Below are 19,821 nucleotides of genomic sequence, written 5' to 3'. Positions count from 1 at the left end.
GCTGAAGGCTCGTCACGACAACGTCGCGCGAGTCGATTCGGGTGTTGGGTTGGATTGAGTCAGTGCCGCGGCAGGGCAAAGCCGCTGCTCCAACGGTTCCGGGCTCGCGAGAAGGATCCGCTGACAAGCCATGCTTCGTGGAGTCAGTCCGTGGAACGAACGGGGCGGGCATCACGCCGGCCAGAGGCGCTCGGGGGGACGCTGGAACTCATCCCACGACCGGACAGCGCGAGAGGGCGACAGTGCCCTTGGGGTGACAACAAGGCCGGGCGAGGCGCGACGTGGGACTCGAGGTCCTCACGTGCGCACAGGCCCGGCGAAGCGGCCTACAGCGCCTTCTTGATGGCGTCTTCGATGCGCGCCTTGGGGACGGCGCCGACAATCTGCTCCACGACCTTGCCGCCCTTGAAGAGCAGCAGCGTGGGGATGGACCGGATGCCGTAGTCCTGCGGCGTTTGCTGGTTGTCGTCGATGTTCATCTTGGTGAACTTCACCTGACCGCCATACTGGGTGGCGAGCGCGTCGATGGACGGGGCGATGGCGCGGCACGGCGCGCACCAGGTCGCCCAGAAATCCACCAGCACGGGCTCCTGGGAGTCCAGCACCAGCTGCTTGAAGTCGCCATCTCCGACCGCCTTCACGTTGTCGCCTGCCATGGTGTCTCCTTCGGGCCCTCTCCGGCCTGCACGGCGCGTCGTCTAGTACGTGCCCCGGGAGCCTGCAAGAATCGGCGGACCGTCAGCCGATCTGCCAGAAATGATGCGGTGGACAAGCGGGGGTTTCACCCGTCATTCCGAACGGCTCCCCATAGAAGCCCGGCGCTGGTGTAGGCTGGCGGGCGTGACGAAGCTCTTTCTGCCCCAGTCCCAGCTCGAGGAGTGGGCACTGGCCGACAAAGCGGACGTGCGGGATGGCCGGCTGGTGGTCATGGCCGAGGGCGGCACCGCCTTCGCCGTCTCTCCCGCCGTGCATTTCCTGCAACTCGTGTCGGGCGAGGACACCCACGGTCTGGTGGCCAAGGTGAAGACCGAGGAGCAGCTCTCCCGCCTGGGGGCCGAGCAGATGGCCGACTCGGTGCTGGTGGGGGAGTCCGCCTATGAGGTCGTTCCAGGGTATGTGACGGAGGTGCCCTCCGGGGCGCCGAAGCCGGAGGCGGCGGGCAAGAAACCCGATTCGGAGACCGACCTGTTGGCGGCGTTCCTTCTCAACAAGATGGGCTGATTCGCTCGTCTGTCACGGTTATTGCCTGAATCCATGAGCCACACGCTCGTATCGCTCGCCTGCCACGCCTACGGCATCGCCGCCGTGGCCTATCTGGCCTACCTGGTCCGCCAGTCGGACGCGCTGGCCATGGCCGGGCGCGTGCTGGTGGGTGGGGGGCTCGTGCTGCACGGGGTGGCCCTGTTCGAACTGCTGGGGGCCCAGTCCGGCCGCCCCGTGGGGATGGCCCAGGGCTTCTCCACGCTGGCCTTCCTGTTGCTGGCCATCTTCCTGGCGTTGGATGTGCGCTACCGCCGCCCCGTCATCGGCGCGTTCCTCACCCCGCTGGCGGTGACGGTGCTGATACCCGGGCTCTTGATGCACGGAGGGCAGTCGCCGCTCCCGCCGGGGGTGCGACAGCCGCTGCTGCCGCTGCACATCACCCTGGCGTTGCTGGGGCTGGCGGCGTTCGCGGTGGCCGCGGGCGTGGGCGTCATGTACCTGTTGATGGAGCGGCAGGTGCGCGCCAAGCGCTTCGGCCTGCTCTTCTCCCGGCTGCCGTCGCTGGAGTTCCTGGACACCCTCAATCGGCGTTTGGTGGTGTGGGGCTTCATCGCGCTGTCCATCACCCTGGCGACGGGCGCGTTCTTCGTCGCCACGACGGTGGGCTGGCAGTGGGACGGCAAGTCGATTGCCACGGTGGTGGCGTGGGCCGTCTTCGCCGCGCTCGTCAACGCGCGCATCTTCGCGGGCTGGAGGGGACGCCGGGTGGCGTTGCTGACCATGGCGGGGTTCTGTCTGGTGCTGGTGTCGTTCCTCACTTCGTACGACGTGACGACGAGCACGGCGGCCGCCCTGAGGATTCCCTGAGTATGGAGCTCGTCTGCATTGGCCTGTCCCACCGTACGGCGCCCCTGGTGGTGCGCGAGCGGTTGGCCCTGTCCGAGACGCGTCAGGTGGAGGTGCTCCAGCGGCTGGCCCAGTCGCCGGTGGAGGTGCTCTGGGTGTCCACCTGCAACCGCGTGGAGGTGTATCTGTCCGCGCCGGACGGGCTGGTGGCTCGGGAGCGCGCGGTGATGGAGCTCCAGGCGCTCGGCGGTGAAGAGGCGTTGGAGCACCTGTACGAGCACCGCGGCGAGGCGGCCCTCATCCACCTGTTCCGCGTGGCCTCCAGCCTGGACTCCATGGTGCTGGGCGAGGCGCAGATTCTCGGGCAGGTGAAGGACGCCTTCGAGCGGGGGCAGGGCGCTGGGGCGGTGCGGGGTGAATTGACGCGGGCGTGCGCGGCGGCGTTCGGGTGTGCCAAGCGCGTGCGCACGGAGACGGCCATCGGCCGCGCGGCGACGTCCATGGCGTCCGCGGCGGTGCAACTGGCCAGCAAGGTGTTCGACGGCTTGAAGGGCAAGACGGTGCTGGTCGTGGGAGCGGGGGAGATGGGAGAGCTGGCGGCGCGCCATCTGCAGCAGGCGGGCGCGACGAAGCTGTTCATCACCAACCGGACGTTGGCTCGCGCGGAGGCGCTGGCGACGGAGGTGGGTGGGGTGGCGCGTCCCTTCGAGGAGCTGTTCACGCTCCTGGGAGCCGCGGACGTGGTGGTGTGCAGCACCGCGTCGCCCGTGCCCCTCTTCACGCGGGAGAACGTGAGCGCGGTGGGCAAGGGGCGCAAGGGCCGGCCGCTGTTCATGGTGGACCTGGCGGTGCCTCGAGACATCGACCCGGGGGTGGGCACGCTGGACTGGGTGCACGCCTACGACGTGGACGACATCCAGAAGTTCGTCGCGGACAACGCGGCCGCGCGCGCCGAGGAGGCGCACAAGGCGGGCGTGCTGGTGGCGCAGGAGGTGGCTCGCTTCGTCAAGGAGCGCGCGCTGCGCGAGGGCATGCCCGTGCTCGCGAGGCTGCGTCAGCGCGCGGAGGCGATTGCCCGCACGGAAGTGGAGCGCACGTTGACGGCGTTGGGTGACGGGCTGACGGACAAGCAGCGCAAGAGCATCGAGGCCATGGGGCGCGCCATCGTGAACAAGCTATTGCATGAGCCCACCTCGCGACTGCGCGCCGTGGGGCCGGAGGGCGAGGGCAACCGGCTGGCGGGTGCCGCCGCGGAGCTGTTCGGTCTGCTGGAGGCGGAGCTCGAGGCGGCGGACGCGGCTTCTTCCGCCCTGGCCCCTGTTCCACAACAGGTCGCCACGGGGGCGAAGCGATGAAGTCCGTGCGCATCGCCACCCGACAGAGTCCGCTGGCGCTCTGGCAGGCGCGTCACGTAGGAGCGCTCCTGGCCGCGCATCATCCCGGCCTGGAGGTGTCCTTCGTGGAGATGACCACCGAGGGAGACCGCTTCCTGTCCGCGCCGCTGTCCGCGGTGGGCGGCAAGGGTCTGTTCGTGAAGGAAATCGAGCAGGCGCTCATCGACGGTCGCGCCGACCTCGCGGTGCACAGCCTGAAGGACATGACGTCCGAGCTGCCGGAGGGCCTGGTGCTCGCGGCGGTGCCGACGCGCGAGGACCCTCGCGATGCCTTCTGTGGCCTGGAGGGACAGACGTTGGACTCGCTGCCCCAGGGCGCGCGCGTGGGCACGTCGTCGCTGCGTCGCAGCTGCATCCTGCGCTCGCGACGGCCGGACCTCGAAATCGTCAGCCTGCGTGGCAACGTGCAGACGCGTTTGCAGAAGACGAAGGAGCTGGGGCTCGCGGGCGCGGTGCTGGCTTACGCGGGACTCAAGCGTCTGGGCCTGGAGGGTGTCATCACCCAGGTGTTGTCCACCGAGGTGAGCCTGCCCGCGGTGGGGCAGGGCGTGCTCGCCATCCAGTGCAGGGGTGACGACGCGCGGGTGTGTGGGCTGCTTGCCCCGCTGGAGGATGCGACGACTCGCGTGGCGGTGACGGCCGAGCGCGCGCTGCTGGCGAAGCTCGAGGGGGGGTGCACCGTACCGCTGGCGGGGCACGCCACGGTGTCCGAGGGCATGGTGCACCTGCGCGGACTCGTGGGCCGGCCGGATGGCGCACGGGTGGTGCGGGGCGAGGTTCGTGGGCCCGTGGCACAGGCGCGGGAGCTGGGCGAGGCGCTGGCCGAGGACCTGCTGTCGCAGGGCGCGGCGGACATCCTGCGTGATTTCGCTCGCCGCCCGGACGCACGGCCCTAGACTGTCGCCCGCGTGGAACGGCGACTGGAAGGCATTCGAGTCTTGGTGACGCGCCCGCGTGAGCGGGCCGAGGAGCTGTGTTTTCTCCTGGAGGACGAGGGCGCGGAGGTGCTCAGCCTGCCGCTGCTGGAGTTGCGTCCTCCGGAGGACCCTCGGCCGCTGGCGTCCGCCGCCGAGCACATCCAGCGCTATCGCTGGGTGGTGTTCGCGAGTCCCTCCTCGGTGGACGCGCTGATGGATGCGCTGCGCGAGGCGGGCACGGCGCAGCGGCTCACCCGCGTGAAGCTGGCGGCGGTGGGGCCTCGCACGGCGCGCGCCGTGAGGGGTTATGGCCTGGACGTCGCCGCGGAGCCGGATGAGGGGACAGGGGAAGCGCTCTTCGAGGTACTCAAGGACGCGCTCCAGTCGGGTGACGAGGTGTTGTTGCCCGCGGCGGAAGAGGGACGGCGCGAGCTCGAGGATGCATTGCGAGACGCGGGCGTGCTCGTCACCCGCGTGACGGCCTATCGCTCTCTTCCAGCGGAGCTTTCGCCAGAGGCGCTGGAGCTGCTCGCCGGTTCACCGCCGGACGTCGCGGTGTTCGCCTCGCCGCGCACTGTCGAGGCCTTCCTGGACGCGGCGGGTCGCGAGCGGCTGGGGCCCGCGCGAGTGGTGGCGATTGGCCCCACCACGGCGTCCGCACTGGAGCAACTCGGTCTGCCTGCCACCGCCGTCGCGGAGAAGCCCACGCCCGAGGCGCTGGTGGATGCCACGGTCCGCGCGGTGCGCGGGTAGCTCACGGAAGTTGGCCTCGGCTGTCGCGGAGCGACCTCGGCCCGAGTCGTGGGTGGATGCCACGGTCCGAGCGGTACACGGGTCGCTCACGGGATTCGGCCTCGGCTGTCGCGGAGCGTTCTCGGCCCGAGTCGTAGGTGGATACCTCGGTCCTCGCTGTGTGCGGGTAGCCCGGGGGATTCGGCCTTGCCCGTCGCGGGAGGCGGCCCCGCTTGAGTCACGGGTGTGAGCCTCCGTGCCGTTCGCGGGTAGACTGTCCTTCCCGTCGACGTCCGGGCGAATGCGTACCCGGGGATGGTCGACGTGGAGGGGTCTTCGATGATTCGGGGTTCGCAGCGGAGCGCCGTCGTACTCGGGTTGTTGTTGTCCGTCACCGCGGCGGCGCAACAGGTGTTGGAATACAAGGACCTGGGCCACCGGGTGCTCAGCACCCCCGCGGACCCCTTCGTCTTCTACGTGGACGGCCGCCAGGCCCAGCCCGCGGGCAATGACCTCAACCTGGTGGTGGCCGCCAGCCGCGCGGCGGCCCAGACGTGGCAGGTGAGCTGCTCGTGGCCAACCTTCTCCTTCCCCCAGGACGGTGGCGTGGCCACGACGGGTTCGCCCATGGCGAACGTCAATGACCCCACCGACCGCTTCAACGTGGTGCCCGTCTGGGTGACGAGCGCGAGCGACCCGCGCTACACGGACACGCTCAATGGCGGGGACAGGCCCTCCGCCGCGCGTCCGCTGACCTTCAGCGGCTACGTGTACCAGTGCGACATCTTCCTCAACGCCGTGGACTTCACCTGGTCCACGCTGACGCCCACGCCCGCGGGCCAATACGACATCCAGAGTGTGCTGACGCACGAGATTGGCCACTGCCTGGGCCTGGGCGACTCCTTCGAGGCCATTGGCGCGGTGATGTTCTTCGACATCCCGAGGGGAGAGAGCCGACGCAACCTCGCGGACTACGACAGGACGGCGCTGTGCCGCTTCTATCCGAAGACGGGCGCCGTCGGTTCTCCGTGTGACACCACCGCGTGCACCACCGGCCTGACGTGTGTCACCGCGCCGTCCACCGTTTCTGGCGCCGACCTCAAGGTCTGTGCGAAGGGCTGCTTCGGCAGTACCTCCGGCGAGTGTCCGGCCCCCTATGTCTGTCGCGATTCCACGGCGGTCTCCGGGTACACCCGGGCCTGTCTGCCGGCCCTGCCTGACGGAGTCACCCCCGTGGGCCGCGAGTGCACGCCTGGCCCGAGAAGCTGCGGCAACACGAATGGCGACTGCATCGCCCCGGTGGCCCCTCCGTCGGGCAACGGCGAGTTCGACCGGTGGGACAATGGATACTGCACGGAGACGTGCAGCGGCTCCGGCTCGTGCCCCGCGGGCTCGGAGTGCTCCAACGTGGCCGGGCAGGGCTCCATCTGCCTCAAGGACTGTACGCCCGGTGGCAGTGACTGCCGCCCTGGCTATACCTGTGAGACCCGGCCCGAGGGCGACCTCTGTGTCCCCGGCTGCTATGGCGACCTGGATTGTGACAGCAACTCCGTCTGCCGGACGTGTGACCGTGTCTGTGTTCCGAAGCAGACCGCGGGCAAGCAGGTGGGCGATGCGTGCGCGGCGAACGCCGAGTGCGGCACCAACCAGTACTGCCTCTTCGCGGAAGGGGGCACGCAGGGTGTGTGCGCGCAGCAGTGCTCCGTCTCGGCGTGTGCCTGTCCGGGTGGAACGTCGTGCCAGGTGGTGAACAAGGACGGTGAGCGAGCCTGCGTCCGAGCGTGCTCCACCAGCTCGTGTCCCTCGACGCTGCGGTGTGGCGCGGTGGAGCAGGGGAGCTCCGCCTGCCTGCCTGTCTGTCTTTCCAACCAGGACTGCGCGCCCAACATGCTCTGTGCTTCTGGGGGCACCTGTTACGATCCGCTGGCGCGGCCCGACGCCGGCCCGTGCACGCTGTGCAACGATGGTGGCACCCAGCCGCCACCGCCCGTGGACGCGGGGCCTCCCCAGGGCAGCGTCAATGGTCCGGATGGCTGTGGTTGTACGGGTGCTCCTGTCTCGGCGGCGGCATTCCTGGGTGGATTGGTCCTGCTGCTGCTGGTGGCGGGAAGGAGACGGACTTGGCACAAGCAGTGAGCGGCTCTGGCAACCCTCCCGCGCGGAGCCGGGATGACTTCACCACGCTCTTCGTGCTGGAGGCGTTGGTGGGGCAGGGGCTGCTGACGGCCCAGCAGGCCCAGGAAATCCTCGCGAAGGAGGGGGCCGCGCGAGCGCGAGTCCTCAAGGCGCAGACAGCCGCGAGTGGCAAGGAGGCCGCGCGCTACGACGTGTCGCCGGTGGAGGTGGTGGCGGCCTTCCAGGTGCCCCTGGCCAGTGGCCGGGGCGTGCTGGACGAGGACCGCGTCACGGAGGCCGCCGCGCGTGCCGCGGGCATCGCCTACCGGAAGATCGACCCGCTCAAGCTGGACATGACGCTGGCCACGCGAACGGTGTCCCGGCCGTATGCGCAGAAGCACGTGTTGCTTCCGCTGGAGCGTACGGCGCAGGGGCGGCTGTTGGTGGCGGTGGCCAACCCGTTCGACCGGGAGCTGTTCGAGAGCTTCCATCGCCTCACCAGTCTCCCGGTGGAGCCGGTGCTGAGCTCGAAGGCGGACATCCTCAAGTCCATCTCCGACATCTACGGCTTCAAGAAGACGCTGGCCCGCGCGGCGGATGACTTCAGCGTGGCGGCGGGAGGGGGGCAGCTCTCCAACTTCGAGCAGCTCGTGTCGCTCAGCGGCACGCAGGAGTTGGAGGCGTCGGACCGGCCCGTGGTGCAGGCGGTGGACTATCTGCTGCGCTATGCCTTCGACAACCGCGCTTCGGATATCCACATCGAGCCCAAGCGGGCCACCAGTGTGGTTCGATTGCGCATCGACGGTGTGTTGCATCCGGTGTACTCGTTGCCGGCGCAGGTGCATCCGCCGATTGTGTCGCGCGTGAAGATGCTCTCGCGCATCGACATCTCCGAGAAGCGCAAGCCGCAGGACGGGCGCATCAAGACGGAGCGGGACGGGCGCGAGGTGGAGTTGCGTGTCAGCACGCTGCCCACGGCCTTTGGCGAGAAGGTGGTCATCCGCATCTTCGACCCGGAGACGCTGGTGCAGGACATCGCCCAGCTTGGGTTCGAGCCGGACGAGAAGAGCTCCTTCGAGTCGTGGATTGACCAGCCCCACGGCCTCATCCTCGTCACGGGGCCGACGGGCAGTGGCAAGACGACGACACTCTACTCGGCGCTCAAGGCGCTCGCGGGCCCGGACGTCAACGTCACCACGATTGAAGACCCCATCGAGATGGTGTGGGACGCCTTCAATCAGGTGCAGGTGCAGCCCAAGCTGGGGCTCGATTTCGCGAGCGCGCTGCGCCACATCCTGCGTCAGGACCCGGACGTCATCATGGTGGGTGAGATTCGTGACCAGGAGACGGCGGAGAACGCCATCCAGTCCGCGCTCACCGGACACCTCGTCCTTTCCACGTTGCACACCAACGACGCACTGGGCGCGGTGGCGCGCATGCGGGATTTGGGTGTCCCGTCGTTCCTGCTGGCGCAGAGCTTGTTGGGTGTCATGGCCCAGCGACTGTTGCGGCGCGTGTGCAGTCATTGCGCGGAGGAGGCGACGCTGACTCCAGATGAGCTCCTCGCGCTCCAGGCTCCGCTGCCCTTGTTGCCGGGTGGGGTGCGCCTCCTGAAGGGCGCGGGCTGCGTGCGCTGCCGAGGCACCGGCTACGTGGGCCGCACGGGCGTCTTCGAAATCGTCACCACGAATGGGGAGCTGCGCGAGCAGATTTCACGCGAGGCTCCCTACGAGAAGCTGGTGGAAGTGGCTCGGCGCGGAGGCATGCGCACGCTGCGCGAGGCCGCCGTGCGCAAGCTGGCTCAAGGGCTTACGGCTTTCGACGAAGTGGTGCGCATGACGTCGGCGTGAGGCGGGGCGTGGACAGGACTCCCGCTGACAGGGTGGGAGTCCCGCGGCCACCTGTATCTGACTTGACAGGAATTGCGCCAGGTCATGCATGCGAGGACCGCTCGAAGCGGCATGGCGTATGGCTTTCTGAAACAGTCGGCGTTGGGTTTGTGTTGGCTGGTTCATCTAGTATTGCTCCACTCCGCGTGTCCTGATGAGCCATCCAAGACCCGTGTCTTTGTGGGCCCTGGCTGAAGTCCCGTCACCTCACGCGGGCTCGGAGTCACTCCAATGACGCTCATCGAAGTTGAACTGTTCACGACGCCCGGCAACAACGCAGTGATTCGTCTCCCAGGACGCCGTTTTCCCGGCGTCGTCATCCAGGGAGACACGCTGCATTCCGTGGTGATGACCACGTCCGAGGCCCTCTCGGCCCTGATGCAGGGGGACACCTCGACTGCTCAGGAGCTACTTCAAGAGTCGGTCGAACAGCTTCGGGATGCACAGGAGCGCTATGAGACGGCGCTCCAGGAGCATGGCCTCGCGCTGCCGTATTGATGGGCTGGTCGGGCCACACCGGGATGAAACGACAACGGCCCGGTCCCCCGCGAAGGGAACCGGGCCGCGATGTCTGCTCAACCGAGCGAACGCCTAGAAGCGCGCCTGCAGCAGGGTGTTGAAGCCCAGCGCGTGCGGCTTCTCGAACGTGGCCTGCGCCACGCCCGTGATGTCATCCCGGAACGTGGTCCGGTTGGTGTCGTACGTGTAGTAGACCTCGCCCACCGCCGCGACGGAGTCGGACAGGTCCCAGCGGAACGTCGCCTTGGCGGAGTAGATGGGCTCCGCGCCGCACGCTCCCGAGCCACCGCACGTCTCCGGCAGGATGCTCAGCTGATTCACGTCACGCACCACGACGGTGCGCGTGCCCACCAGGTTCGGCGGCGGGTTGTTGCCACCGAGCAGCGACGTCGGGCTGCGGAACGACGCCGGACGCTGGATGCCGAAGATGAAGCCCGGCGTGAAGTGCAGCGCCGGCAGGTGGTAGTCCGCACCCAACGCCAGGAAGATCTCCGGGTTCAGCTCCGTGCCCTCGGGGAAGTCCTGGAACGGAGGGAAGCCCGGCACGTCGAACTGGATGTACGAGAGGCTGCGGTACAGGCCGAGCAGGCTCAGGCGCAGGAAGCCCAGCTTCGCGCGGGCCTGCAGCGCCAGCGCCGTGGCGCCCTGGGGCTCGGTCGCGCCAAACTGGTCCGGCTTCTCCAGCGTCTGGGACAGGTAGCTGCCTTCCAGCGACACGGAGTAGGACAGGCCACCCGGATACTTCTCCGGAGCGAAGAAGCGCTCGTAGATCTCCGGGTCGTTCTTGTAGAGCCGGAAGTCCACGCTCGTGCCGACGGGCACACCCACGTGGTAGACGACCTGCGCGGACACGCCCGCGGCGTTCACCGGCGCCTCCACACCCAGGGTCGCGAGCCCGGGGACCAGGCCCTTCTGGAAGTAGCCGCCGCCCGCCTCGACGCGCAGCGTCTCCAGGATGTCCACGCCCGCGCCGGCCATCACGCCGTAGAGCGTCTCTTCCTCGAGGACGAGCTCGTTCTGCACCAGCGCCGTCTTGCCGCCCACGTACGCGTACCACCTGTCGCGGGTGATCTGCAGCTTGGCACCCGGCACGCCGTTGGTGGCCGAGCGGGTGGTGAACACGCCGCTGCCGCCCCAGGAGATGCGGTACGCATAGCCCAGCCGGAAGCGGTCCGCGGACACCGGGAAGCCCACCAGCGAGATGCCTTCCTTCTCACCCCAGCCCGGGGGCTGGTAGTTGAGCCGGATGTAGCTGGAGTTGTCCTGGATGGCGACCTGACCGCTCGGGCGCTCCAGCACCAGCAGCGTCAGGGCCGCCTCCGTCGTCAGTCCCTCGAAGAACGCCGGTGCCCGCTTGTAGAGCACGATGTTCGACAGCGACTCGAAGCCGGAGAAGCGCGTGTTGAAGTTGTCGTAGAACTGGGTGTTCTGGTTGCCCGCGCCAAACCGTGCGTTGGGGCTGTTGGGCGTGGTTTCACCCGAGCCCGCGAGCACGTTGTCGTCCGCGAACACGAACGACAGACGCGTGTCCACGAAGTCACTGGCCCAGGCGGGCACACTCAGGGAGATAAGGCCGGTCAGGGCCAGCTTCTGCAGCGTTTTCAATGTCCCTCTCCACGGAGCGCCCGCTTGGGTTCGCTCCTCCCTGCACCCCGGTGACCCGGGGCGCGAGTTTCGTCAAAAGCCTACGGATTCACGCAAGGTTCGATGGGACGCGGGCACTCCATGCCCGGGCCAGGGTAGCAGCAGAGGTCGTCCTGATCTCGGGGCAGCACAATCCAGCGAGGCCGAGCCGCGCTGACGTGGCGCAGATGGCCCACGATGTCGAAGGTCGCTCCATGCAGGAACCGGCACTGCTCGGCGCGCTCCGCGTCGGCATCCGTCTCGCTGCAGTTGACCACCAGGTCCGGTACGGCGTCCTTGGTCACCAGGTTGATGCGGGTACGCGGGTGCTGGCTCACCTTGCAGCTGGCCGAGCCGTTCACCGCGTCCTGCACGGAGACCCACACAAACAACTGGTTGTCCTTGAGCGTGTGCTCCAGGCGCGTGGCCGCGGCCAGGGCGACGTTGGTCGCCACACCGGGCACGCTGCTGCCGCCGAACCGCACATTCACGGCCTTGTCGCACCAGATGTTCACCGTCACGCCCGTGGTGTAGGCGTTGGAGGAGCGCGTCCACGCCTCGGTGGCAGGGGACACGGGCGGCAGCGCGTTGAGCGCGTGCAGTCGGCCGTTCACGGTGGCGTCCAGGCCCGCTTCGGCGGCGCCCGTCGGGTTCATCTCCACCACGAACTGGCCGAAGTTGTCGTAGGTCGTCTTCTCCGCGCAGATCTGCCCACGGTACTCGCCCAGGCCCAGCGTGCAGTCGACGTTGCACTTACGCTCGGGGACGTCCGGGTCATTGGGGTCGTCCTCGCCGCAGGCGCCGAAGACGTTGGTGCGCGGGTCGGGACAGAAGAAGGGCACGCTGTTGTTGCCGTTGGCGTCGCAGCTCCGGAAGACCTGCGGGAACTTCACCCGGCGAATCTTCACCAGCGAGGACTCCAGGCCCTCCATCTTGTAGTTGCCGTAGCTGTAGCCGCACATCACGTCCGTGATGTAGGGCGAGCCGCTGAAGCCGCACAGCCGGCCGTTGATCTCCGTCGGCGGCGCCAGGGCCAGGTACTTGTTCCACTCGGCCTGGGGCAGCAGGCGGACCTTCTCGCGGATGCTCCACGAGGGGAACGTCAGCTGCGTGGTCGCCGTGAACTCCTGCACGGAGCCCGCGATGGACCACAGCAGGTCGCCCGGATCCAACCCTTCCGGGAAGGAGTAGTTGTAGATGTAGAGGGCGTTGAAGCGGCCTGGGAAGAAGCCCGAGGGCTCCGCCGTCTGGGTGTTGGCGCCGGGGATGCTTCCCTCGCGCACGCGGCACGCCGTCAGGTCCGTCACGAAGAAGCCGCCCGGGTCCGTGCCCGTCACCAGCAGCGTCACCGGCTGGTTGTAGTTCGGGTCGTCCGGCTCGCAGTTCTGGATCAGCGGCGAGCCCGCCTCGGGCGCGCGACCAATGCGCATGAACGTGCCGTTGTACGCGGTGAGCTGGTCGCTGTTCTGCGGCACCTGCACCGTGGAGATGGTGGGCTCCTCGAAGTGCATGGAGCGCGACAGGCCGGTGGAGAAGGTGCGCGTGGCGGGCTCCTCGGGGAGCTCTCCGGCGACGACCTCACCCTCGGCGTAGTCGACCTGGACGGGCTCGTCCTCCACCCACACGTGGGCTTCACCGTAGAGCTGCGCGCTGCGCACGGTGCCCGTGCCCTTGCCATTGGTGAGCTGCACCCACCGGTAGCGATAGGGGCCGGTGAGGTTTCCCGGGACGGTGCGGAAGGAGACGGGGCCGTTGAACGCATCCATCGGCTGGCCCTTCACGTCCACCGCCTGGATATCGAAGTCGATATCCACCGGCCCGCGAGGCATGGCCAGGCGGCAGTCCGGGGTGCCACGCAGCTCCATGGGCACGGCGGCCTGGGTGCCACCGTGCTGGGCAACGCAGCTGGCCACCACGGGCAGCGACGCGCGCGGATTGGAGTCCGCGACGTAGAAGCCCTTCACGGTGACTTCGAACGACGCGAGGCCCTTCGGCTGAGGCGACTCCTCGGTGTAACAGCCGACCAGGGCCAGCGCCGACAGCAGCATGAGCTTCTTCATTACTTCACCCTCCGGCCAATGCGGCCGTCTTCCACGGCGTCGGCGATGGGCATCGCCGTCGGGTTCGTGCAGAAGTTGCGCAGCTGCTGCGTCACCGTTCCGCACACGGGGTTGATTCCACTCATGACTTCGCGGCAGTCACACCGGCCGGTGAACGGGCCCGCGGAGACCGCGCAGGCGGCCTGGGCCTCCAGGGCGGTGGTGACGTCGGGGATGTTGCAGCCGTCCGGGTTGTAGCCCCGGGCCGCCAGATCTCCGCAGGTGCAGGTGCCCACCTGCTTGGCGGCGATGCAGGCCGCGCGGGCCTGGTCGGGGTTGGTGATGGAGGCGACACCGCAGCTCGACGGGTTGTAGCCGTTGCGCAGCAGGTCCTCGCAGGAGCAGCTCCCCACCTTGGCGGACAGCTCGTTCTCATAGTCCTGCATCTCCCGACAGGAGGCGCGCAGGCGATCATTGATGACCCACTGGCCGTTCACCAGCGAGCCACAGCGCTGCCCGTCAGCCCGGTTGCCACGCGTCGCGTAGCCCGCGTTGATGTCGTCGCAGGTGCAGAAGTCCTGCATGTAGCCGATGAGCGAGTCGCGCAGGGAGATGCCCGTCTCCTGGCGCGTGGTGTTGCGCTTGAGCACGTTGAAGCCCGAGCCACCCTTGGCGATGTAGTCGTTCACCGCCACGCGGTAGGTTCCGAACGGGTTGAGCGGCTTGCCGCCCACCACGATGTTCGTGCCGGGGTGGGCGTAGCAGCGGCCCGTCGTGGCCGAGGTGCTCGTGTCCTGGATGCACTGCCAGGGGGCGTGGCCTTCGCGGTTGTCCGGGGGGCAGTCCGCGCCCTCCAGCGAGAGCTTGCACTCGACGCGCAGGTCGTTGATCTGCACCTGGGCGCAGTCCATGGTGAAGCTGGCACCGGAGATCTGCGCCTGACTCACGCAGCCACGCTCGGAGGAGCGCTCGGCCACGAAGTCGAACATCTCCTGCATCTCCTTGCCCGACAGGTACATGATGTTGATGGTGTTCTCGAACGGGAACACGTTGAACATCGACTCCTGGGACACGACGCCGGAGTAGAGGTTGTCGCGGATGCCCAGCGAGTTGGTGAGCGCCATCTGCGCGTCCACGCGGCGACGCTTGCGCATCGAGTCCGCGGCGATGTTGCCCAGCGGCGAGTCGCCACCCGTCGAGTTGTTCCGGCGCGTCACGTCCGTGGGCGCGTACGCGAAGATGTTCGTGAGCTGCAGCTTCATGTCCATCCCGATGATGTAGGGCTGGAGCAGGTGCGTCGTCTGTCGGTCCTCCTGCTCGCGGCAGGCGTCGATGGCCGCGCGCACGGCGGGGGTCTGGATGAACTGGCCGTCCTCCCAGAAGATGTTGGAGTCGTAGCGGTAGCGGCGCATGGCGTCGTCGCACCAGAGCCCGTCGATGGGGAACACGCGGTAGTCCTGGCTGAGGACCTCGCCGCCTTCACCCGTGCCGAGCACGTCCGGCATCTTCACGACCAGCTCCAGCCGGCCCACGTACTTGGAGAAGGCGCCGGAGTGCGCGAGCACCACCTTGCGGCCGCTCGGGTCCGCCAGCAGCTGCGGCGGGTTGAGCACCACGTGCAGGTGGCCGCCCATGATGACGTCGACGCCGGAAACGCCGGGGACGAACACGCGGACGACCGAGTTCTCGTTGCCCTCCGGACCGAACCACTCCAGCACCTGCCAGGGGCTGTCCTCGCGGCGGATGAAGCTGCGGGCGCGGCCGTACTCGTAATAGGCCTCGTAGCCCTGGACGACGTCCTGGTCCTCGGTGAGGCCCAGGTGGCTGACGAGGACGATGAGGTCCGTCACCGGCCGCAGGAGCGCCACATAGGCGCGGACAACCTCGTTCTGCTCCAGGGGGGTGACCTGCAGGCTGTTGCCACCCTCGACGATGGAGTTGAGCGAGGAGATGTTGGCCATGCCGACGATGCCCACCCGCAGGCCCTTGATGTTGCGGATGGTGTACGGCGAGGTCTCCAGCCCCGTCTCGTTGCTGCCGTTCTGCCGCCAGTCATTCCAGTTGTAGTTGGCGGCGAGCAGCGGGAAGGTGGCGTTCTGCTTGGCCTGCTGCGTGAAGTTCAGCGCGCCGGCGTCGAACTCGTGGTTGCCCACCACCGCGGCATCCAGACGTGCCTGCGACAGGAAGCGGAACTCCACTTCACCGTTGTTGAGGTTGAAGATCGGAGCGCCCTGGAAGCAGTCGCCCGAGTCGACGTGCATCACCCGCTCGCCCCTCGCGCGCTCGCGCTTGAGGATGGCGGCCATGCGCGTCGCGCCACCGAAGGGACCGGCCTCGGGCACGAGGCCCAGGTCCTGGTCCGTTTTCAGCGGAGCGAAGTCATACGGGATGAGCCGGGAATGGATGTCCGAGGTATGAAGGAGCGTGAGGCGCACCTCCTGCCCCTCGAGGTGGTAGTCCTGGCCCTCCACCACTGGCATGCATGAGGCGGTGGCCAGGGCACTAAGAAGGCCGAGCAGGAGGCGACGCATCAGGAAGAATCCGTGTTTCGGTAGGACGTCGGGAGTAAAGCGCGCGCAAGGTACGGTATCGGACACGGGCGGGCAAGCTACGCCGCCATGGCATTCCTACTCGCACACCTTGACCGTTCAACTCCAGGAGAGCAGGCAGACATGCGGCAGAGCCATTCCAGTGTGACTGACATCGAGATCATCGAGGATTTCTCGGCCACGGCGCGCTGCGACGAGGGTTTCCTCCGAGTGAAGCGCCTGCGGTGTCGCAATCGACGCGCGGACGGCTCTTCCTCGCCAGTCTACCGGGTGGACGTGGTGGACAGGCCCCGACTCGATGCGGTGTCGGTGCTCGTTTATCGACGCGGTGCGGCGGGACTGGAGGTGTTGACGCGGATGAACCTGAGGCCCGCGGCGTACTTCCGGAAGGATCAGCGGGACGCGATGACGGTGCCGGACCCCGGTGCGGGCTACCTGCGGGTGGAGGAGATCGTCGCGGGGTTGCTGGAGCCGGAGGACAAGGGCGAGGAGGGCCTGCGGCGCCGCGCGGCCGAAGAAGTCCGCGAGGAGGCGGGCTACGCGGTGCGCCCCGAGGACATCCAGTTGCTGGGGGGCTCGTTCTTCCTGGCGCCGGGCATCCTCTCGGAGAAGGTGTTCCCCTCGGCGGTGGACGTCACGGACGTGAAGCAGGAGGAGCCGGAGGGGGATGGGTCGCCCCTGGAAGAGGGGACGCTGCTTCAGTGGCGGACGCTCCAGGAGGTCCTCGACGCGTGCCGGCGCGGTGACATCCCGGATGCGAAGACGGAGGTGTCGCTGACGAGGCTGCTCGCCCGACTGGGCTGAGACATGTCCGTGGGGTTTCTCGCGGGCCGCGTGCCAGGGTAGGGTGCGCGGCGTTTCCGCACTCCACTGACGAGGTCGCTGCATGTCGTCGCTGCCCCCGTGGCTGGCCAACCTGTTGCCCATTCTCATCCTGCTGGGGGCCATCTCGCTCGTGCTGGCCCGCCTGCCCAAGGTGGAGCTGGGTCACACGGACGCGTTCCGTCGCCGCCGCTTCTTCAACTGGTTCCCACTGGGGATGACGTACGCGTTCCTCTACATGGGGCGCTACAACCTCAACGAAGCCACCAGCGCGATGAAGGGCCACACGTCCAACGCGGACTTCGGCACCATCTTCTTCTGGGGCACGCTCGTGTACGGCTTCGCCTTCCTGCTCAACGGTCCGCTGACGGACCGGCTCGGCGGGCGGAAGACCATCCTGCTGTCGGCCGCGGGATCGTCCGTGGCGAACGTGCTGATGGGCATCGTCGTCTACAAGGTGCTCACGGACGGCTGGCAGCCGCCGGGTGGAATCGTGGGGACGCTGTCGTTCCTCTACGCCGTCAACATGTACTTCCAGAGCTTTGGCGCGGTCTCCATCGTCAAGGTGAACGCGTCCTGGTTCCACGTGCGCGAGCGCGGCCAGCTGGGCGGCGTGTTCGGCATCCTCATCTCCCTGGGCGTGTACTTCGCCTACGACTGGAGCCGCTTCATCGCCAAGGCGGCGCCCACGTACTGGGTGTTCTTCGTGCCCGCGGCCATCCTCGCGGCCTTCGTGGTGGTGGACTACTTCGTCATCCGCGACACGCCCAGCCACACGGGTCACCCGGACTTCGACACCGCGGACGCATCCAGCGGAGAGTCCCAGGCGGGCCTGGGCGTGTGGCCCGTCTTCAAGAAGATGATCACCAACCGCACCATCATCATCATCCTGATGGTGGAGTTCTGCAGCGGCTTCATGCGCAACGCCATCATGCAGTGGTACCCGAAGTTCGCGAAGGCGACGGGCATCGCCGACGGTTTCGTCGCGGCCAACTGGGGCATGCTGCTCTGCGTGGCGGGCATCACTGGCGGCATGTTCGCCGGCGTCATCAGCGACCGCGTGTTCGACTCGCGCCGGGGTCCTGTCTCCGCGGTGCTCTACGCGGGCATGAGCGTGGGCGCGGTGGCCACGCTGTTCCTCCTGGGCAGCCCCGCGCTGGGGTGGACCGTCATCTTCATGTCCCTGTGTGTCATCGGCGTGCACGGCATGTTGTCCGGCACGGCCAGCATGGACTTCGGTGGCAAGAAGAACGCGGGCCTCGCGGTGGGCATCATCGACGGCGCGGTGTATGCGGGCACGGCGCTCCAGTCGTTGCTGCTCGGGCGCATCCTGCCGGCGGGGGAGGTGGCCAAGGACCCCCACAACTGGGGCAACTGGCCCCTGGCCATGCTGCCCCTGTCCTTCGCGGGCCTGCTGCTGGCCACCAAGGTCTGGAACGCCCGGCCCCAGTCCAAGGCCGCCCCCGCCTCGGGCGCTTCCGCTGTCACGCAGACAGTTGCAGCTCCCAAGACTGGTACCGGGGGCTGAGCCCCCTGTGGACCGCTGGACGTCACGGGGGCGTCACTCCCCCGTGACAGGGTTGTAACGTAGAGTGGCGGTGTGTCCCAGGCACCCGCACCGCTCCATAGCCGCTTCGAGGTTCACGACCGGAAGCAGTTCGAGATCAAGCTCGAGTACCAGCCCTCGGGCGTGGACGAGACGCGCTACCTCGTGGAGGCGCATCTGTTCCTCCCTGGCAGCTTGAACATCGACCAGGAGACGTACCCCCGCGCGGACTTCTACGCGGACATCCACAACTACGTGCGCTTCAAGACGCCGGTGATGGCGGTTCAGGAACTGCTCTCGTCGGACACCTCGCCGCTGGTGCGGCTGGAGGCGTGGCTGCGCACGGGGTTGGGCTCGGAGCGGGACGTCGTCTACCAGGCGAAGCTCCTGTCGTGCGTGCTGCGCGGGGCCCTGCGCCGCTTCGCCACGGGCGTGGAGTCCCGCTGCGAGGGGCCAGTGGCGCTGCCCACCGACGCGTGCGCGACGCTGGAGTCGGAAGTCGTGGCGATGCAGGCGGGGGTGACGCAGGTGCTGGCGCGCTTCCGTCAGTGGCTGCGCTCGGTGGGGGAGCTGCGCCTGCAGGAGCGCTCGCGCGCGTCGCTGCGGCTGGTGGACGAGTACGTGAGCTTGCTGGTGGAGAACGGCTTTCGGCGCTCGGTGGCGGACATGAAGTCGCTGCCGCGCGGAGAGCCGTGGCTGGGGCTGCGCAAGGGGCTGATGGAGGCGGTGCTGCGCGAGGAGTCCTACCGCAAGGAGCACCGGCTGCGCAGCGTGCTGAGCCCCACGGGCGACAACGAGGAGTACATCCAGCGGCTGGGCATGCTGAAGAAGTTCTGCATGAACGTGCTCTTCCTGTCCTCGCGCCGGCTGCAGAAGCGGCAGGGGTGGGAAGAGGTGCTGTTCGCGCTGGCGGCGGGCATCGCGATGGCGTTCGCCACGGCGGTGGCGCTGTGGGCGCAGATCCGCTTCACCCAGGTGAGCCTCAACTTCTTCCTCATCGCCGTGGTCGGCTACATGATGAAGGACCGCATCAAGGAGGGCCTGCGGCGGCTGTCGAGCCGCGTGGCGGCCACGCACCTGTCGGACCGCACCGCGGACCTGGTGGACCCGGTGACGGGGCGCACCATCGGCAGGTGCGAGGAGCGCGTGGACTACGGGCCCAAGGTGCCGGACTCGGTGGCGGCGCTGCGGCACCAGGACGACTTCCTCACCGTGTCCCAGGGCGAGCTGACGGAGACGGTCATCCGCTACCGCAAGCACATCATCCTGGACGCGCGCCTCCTGCCGCGCTCGGACCGGGGCCTGTCGGGCGTCACGGACATCCTCCGGCTCAACGTGGAGCGCTTCCTGCGGGACATGGACGAGCCGGAGCTGGCGCTGGAGTACGTGGACCTGGCGGACCTGTCGGTGGGGCACATCCGGGGCGCCAAGCGCTACCCCGTGGACGTGGTGTTCCGCTTCACGGTGGAGGAGGAGGAGACGGACCGCCGCCAGGAGAGCACGCAGCTGGTGCGGCTGGTGCTGGACCGCAACGGCATCCAGCGCATGCTGCGCTTCGCGGACACGGCGCCGGGCGCGCCCCCTGGCCCCATGCCCTGGCAGTCAGCCGCCTGACACAGGCGGTTTC

The 19,821-nt window shown here is 68.2% G+C and carries 15 protein-coding genes; 11 read left to right on the top strand and 4 right to left on the bottom strand.

The window, feature by feature from the left end; genetic code table 11:
• Nucleotides 1-326: 326 nt before the first annotated feature.
• Nucleotides 327-656 carry a thioredoxin gene (gene trxA / locus HUA75_RS20030; protein ID WP_141648958.1) on the bottom strand — a complete coding sequence of 110 codons (330 nt, stop codon included), beginning with the start codon at nt 654-656 and terminating at the stop codon, nt 327-329.
• A 184-nt stretch (nt 657-840) separates the two neighbouring features.
• Here trxA and HUA75_RS20025 point away from each other — a divergent pair, with 184 nt between their 5' ends.
• From HUA75_RS20025 to HUA75_RS19990, 8 genes are all read left to right on the top strand, one after another.
• Nucleotides 841-1,221: a hypothetical protein gene (locus tag HUA75_RS20025; protein WP_141648957.1), complete on the top strand. Its 381-nt coding sequence runs from the start codon at nt 841-843 to the stop codon at nt 1,219-1,221.
• A 33-nt stretch (nt 1,222-1,254) separates the two neighbouring features.
• Complete coding sequence (locus HUA75_RS20020) at nt 1,255-2,070, top strand: inner membrane protein YpjD (RefSeq protein ID WP_141648956.1); 816 nt, start codon at nt 1,255-1,257, stop codon at nt 2,068-2,070.
• A 2-nt stretch (nt 2,071-2,072) separates the two neighbouring features.
• On the top strand, nt 2,073-3,404 hold the full coding sequence (gene hemA / locus HUA75_RS20015) for a glutamyl-tRNA reductase (RefSeq protein WP_174454964.1): 1,332 nt from the start codon (nt 2,073-2,075) through the stop codon (nt 3,402-3,404).
• Nucleotides 3,401-4,339 carry a hydroxymethylbilane synthase gene (hemC, locus tag HUA75_RS20010; protein ID WP_174487288.1) on the top strand — a complete coding sequence of 313 codons (939 nt, stop codon included), beginning with the start codon at nt 3,401-3,403 and terminating at the stop codon, nt 4,337-4,339. The genes hemA and hemC overlap by 4 nt, the downstream gene beginning before the upstream one ends.
• Before the next feature lie 42 nt (nt 4,340-4,381).
• Nucleotides 4,382-5,113, top strand: a complete 732-nt coding sequence (locus tag HUA75_RS20005; RefSeq protein ID WP_217446157.1) for a uroporphyrinogen-III synthase — start codon at nt 4,382-4,384, stop codon at nt 5,111-5,113.
• 318 nt (nt 5,114-5,431) lie between these two features.
• Entirely contained in the window at nt 5,432-7,228 is a 1,797-nt protein-coding gene (locus HUA75_RS20000) for an adhesin (RefSeq protein WP_174487287.1), read from the top strand.
• Nucleotides 7,213-9,057, top strand: coding sequence for a GspE/PulE family protein (locus HUA75_RS19995; RefSeq protein ID WP_217441818.1), 1,845 nt, complete (start codon nt 7,213-7,215; stop codon nt 9,055-9,057). Before HUA75_RS20000 ends, HUA75_RS19995 begins: the two co-directional genes overlap by 16 nt.
• A gap of 270 nt (nt 9,058-9,327) precedes the next feature.
• Nucleotides 9,328-9,594, top strand: coding sequence for a hypothetical protein (locus tag HUA75_RS19990; protein ID WP_174487286.1), 267 nt, complete (start codon nt 9,328-9,330; stop codon nt 9,592-9,594).
• 93 nt (nt 9,595-9,687) lie between these two features.
• Here HUA75_RS19990 and HUA75_RS19985 read toward each other — a convergent pair whose 3' ends face one another.
• The 3 genes from HUA75_RS19985 to HUA75_RS19975 all read right to left on the bottom strand — a co-directional run bounded on the left by HUA75_RS19985 (nt 9,688) and on the right by HUA75_RS19975 (nt 15,808).
• A complete protein-coding gene (locus HUA75_RS19985) occupies nt 9,688-11,220 on the bottom strand; it encodes a hypothetical protein (protein WP_141644744.1) in 1,533 nt (510 codons plus the stop codon).
• A gap of 80 nt (nt 11,221-11,300) precedes the next feature.
• Nucleotides 11,301-13,298 (bottom strand): hypothetical protein, encoded by a 1,998-nt coding sequence (locus tag HUA75_RS19980; protein ID WP_141644743.1) that lies wholly within the window; start codon nt 13,296-13,298, stop codon nt 11,301-11,303.
• Complete coding sequence (locus tag HUA75_RS19975; protein WP_174487285.1) at nt 13,298-15,808, bottom strand: bifunctional UDP-sugar hydrolase/5'-nucleotidase; 2,511 nt, start codon at nt 15,806-15,808, stop codon at nt 13,298-13,300. Before HUA75_RS19975 ends, HUA75_RS19980 begins: the two co-directional genes overlap by 1 nt.
• Nucleotides 15,809-15,949: 141 nt before the next feature.
• Between HUA75_RS19975 and HUA75_RS19970 the strand changes: the two genes are divergently transcribed.
• The 3 genes from HUA75_RS19970 (at nt 15,950) to HUA75_RS19960 (ending at nt 19,808) form a co-directional block, all read left to right on the top strand.
• A complete protein-coding gene (locus HUA75_RS19970; RefSeq protein ID WP_141644741.1) occupies nt 15,950-16,630 on the top strand; it encodes an NUDIX hydrolase in 681 nt (226 codons plus the stop codon).
• A gap of 82 nt (nt 16,631-16,712) precedes the next feature.
• Nucleotides 16,713-18,176, top strand: coding sequence for an MFS transporter (locus HUA75_RS19965; RefSeq protein WP_174487284.1), 1,464 nt, complete (start codon nt 16,713-16,715; stop codon nt 18,174-18,176).
• Between the two features lie 72 nt (nt 18,177-18,248).
• Nucleotides 18,249-19,808 carry a hypothetical protein gene (locus HUA75_RS19960; RefSeq protein ID WP_141644739.1) on the top strand — a complete coding sequence of 520 codons (1,560 nt, stop codon included), beginning with the start codon at nt 18,249-18,251 and terminating at the stop codon, nt 19,806-19,808.
• Nucleotides 19,809-19,821: the final 13 nt, after the last annotated feature.

The organism is Myxococcus sp. CA040A, from assembly GCF_013336725.1.
Lineage (GTDB): Bacteria > Myxococcota > Myxococcia > Myxococcales > Myxococcaceae > Myxococcus > Myxococcus llanfairpwllgwyngyllgogerychwyrndrobwllllantysiliogogogochensis.
The sequence above is the reverse complement of the archived record's forward strand: the minus strand, read 5'-3'. Positions and strand labels throughout refer to the sequence as shown.

Coding starts and splice junctions, on each gene's coding strand:
- HUA75_RS19990 (WP_174487286.1), top strand. CDS start 9,328: ATGACGCTCATCGAAGTTGAACTGTTCACGACGCCCGGCAACAACGCA.
- trxA (WP_141648958.1), bottom strand. CDS start 656: ATGGCAGGCGACAACGTGAAGGCGGTCGGAGATGGCGACTTCAAGCAG.
- hemC (WP_174487288.1), top strand. CDS start 3,401: ATGAAGTCCGTGCGCATCGCCACCCGACAGAGTCCGCTGGCGCTCTGG.
- HUA75_RS19980 (WP_141644743.1), bottom strand. CDS start 13,298: ATGAAGAAGCTCATGCTGCTGTCGGCGCTGGCCCTGGTCGGCTGTTAC.
- HUA75_RS19965 (WP_174487284.1), top strand. CDS start 16,713: ATGTCGTCGCTGCCCCCGTGGCTGGCCAACCTGTTGCCCATTCTCATC.
- hemA (WP_174454964.1), top strand. CDS start 2,073: ATGGAGCTCGTCTGCATTGGCCTGTCCCACCGTACGGCGCCCCTGGTG.
- HUA75_RS19970 (WP_141644741.1), top strand. CDS start 15,950: ATGCGGCAGAGCCATTCCAGTGTGACTGACATCGAGATCATCGAGGAT.
- HUA75_RS20020 (WP_141648956.1), top strand. CDS start 1,255: ATGAGCCACACGCTCGTATCGCTCGCCTGCCACGCCTACGGCATCGCC.
- HUA75_RS19975 (WP_174487285.1), bottom strand. CDS start 15,808: ATGCGTCGCCTCCTGCTCGGCCTTCTTAGTGCCCTGGCCACCGCCTCA.
- HUA75_RS20000 (WP_174487287.1), top strand. CDS start 5,432: ATGATTCGGGGTTCGCAGCGGAGCGCCGTCGTACTCGGGTTGTTGTTG.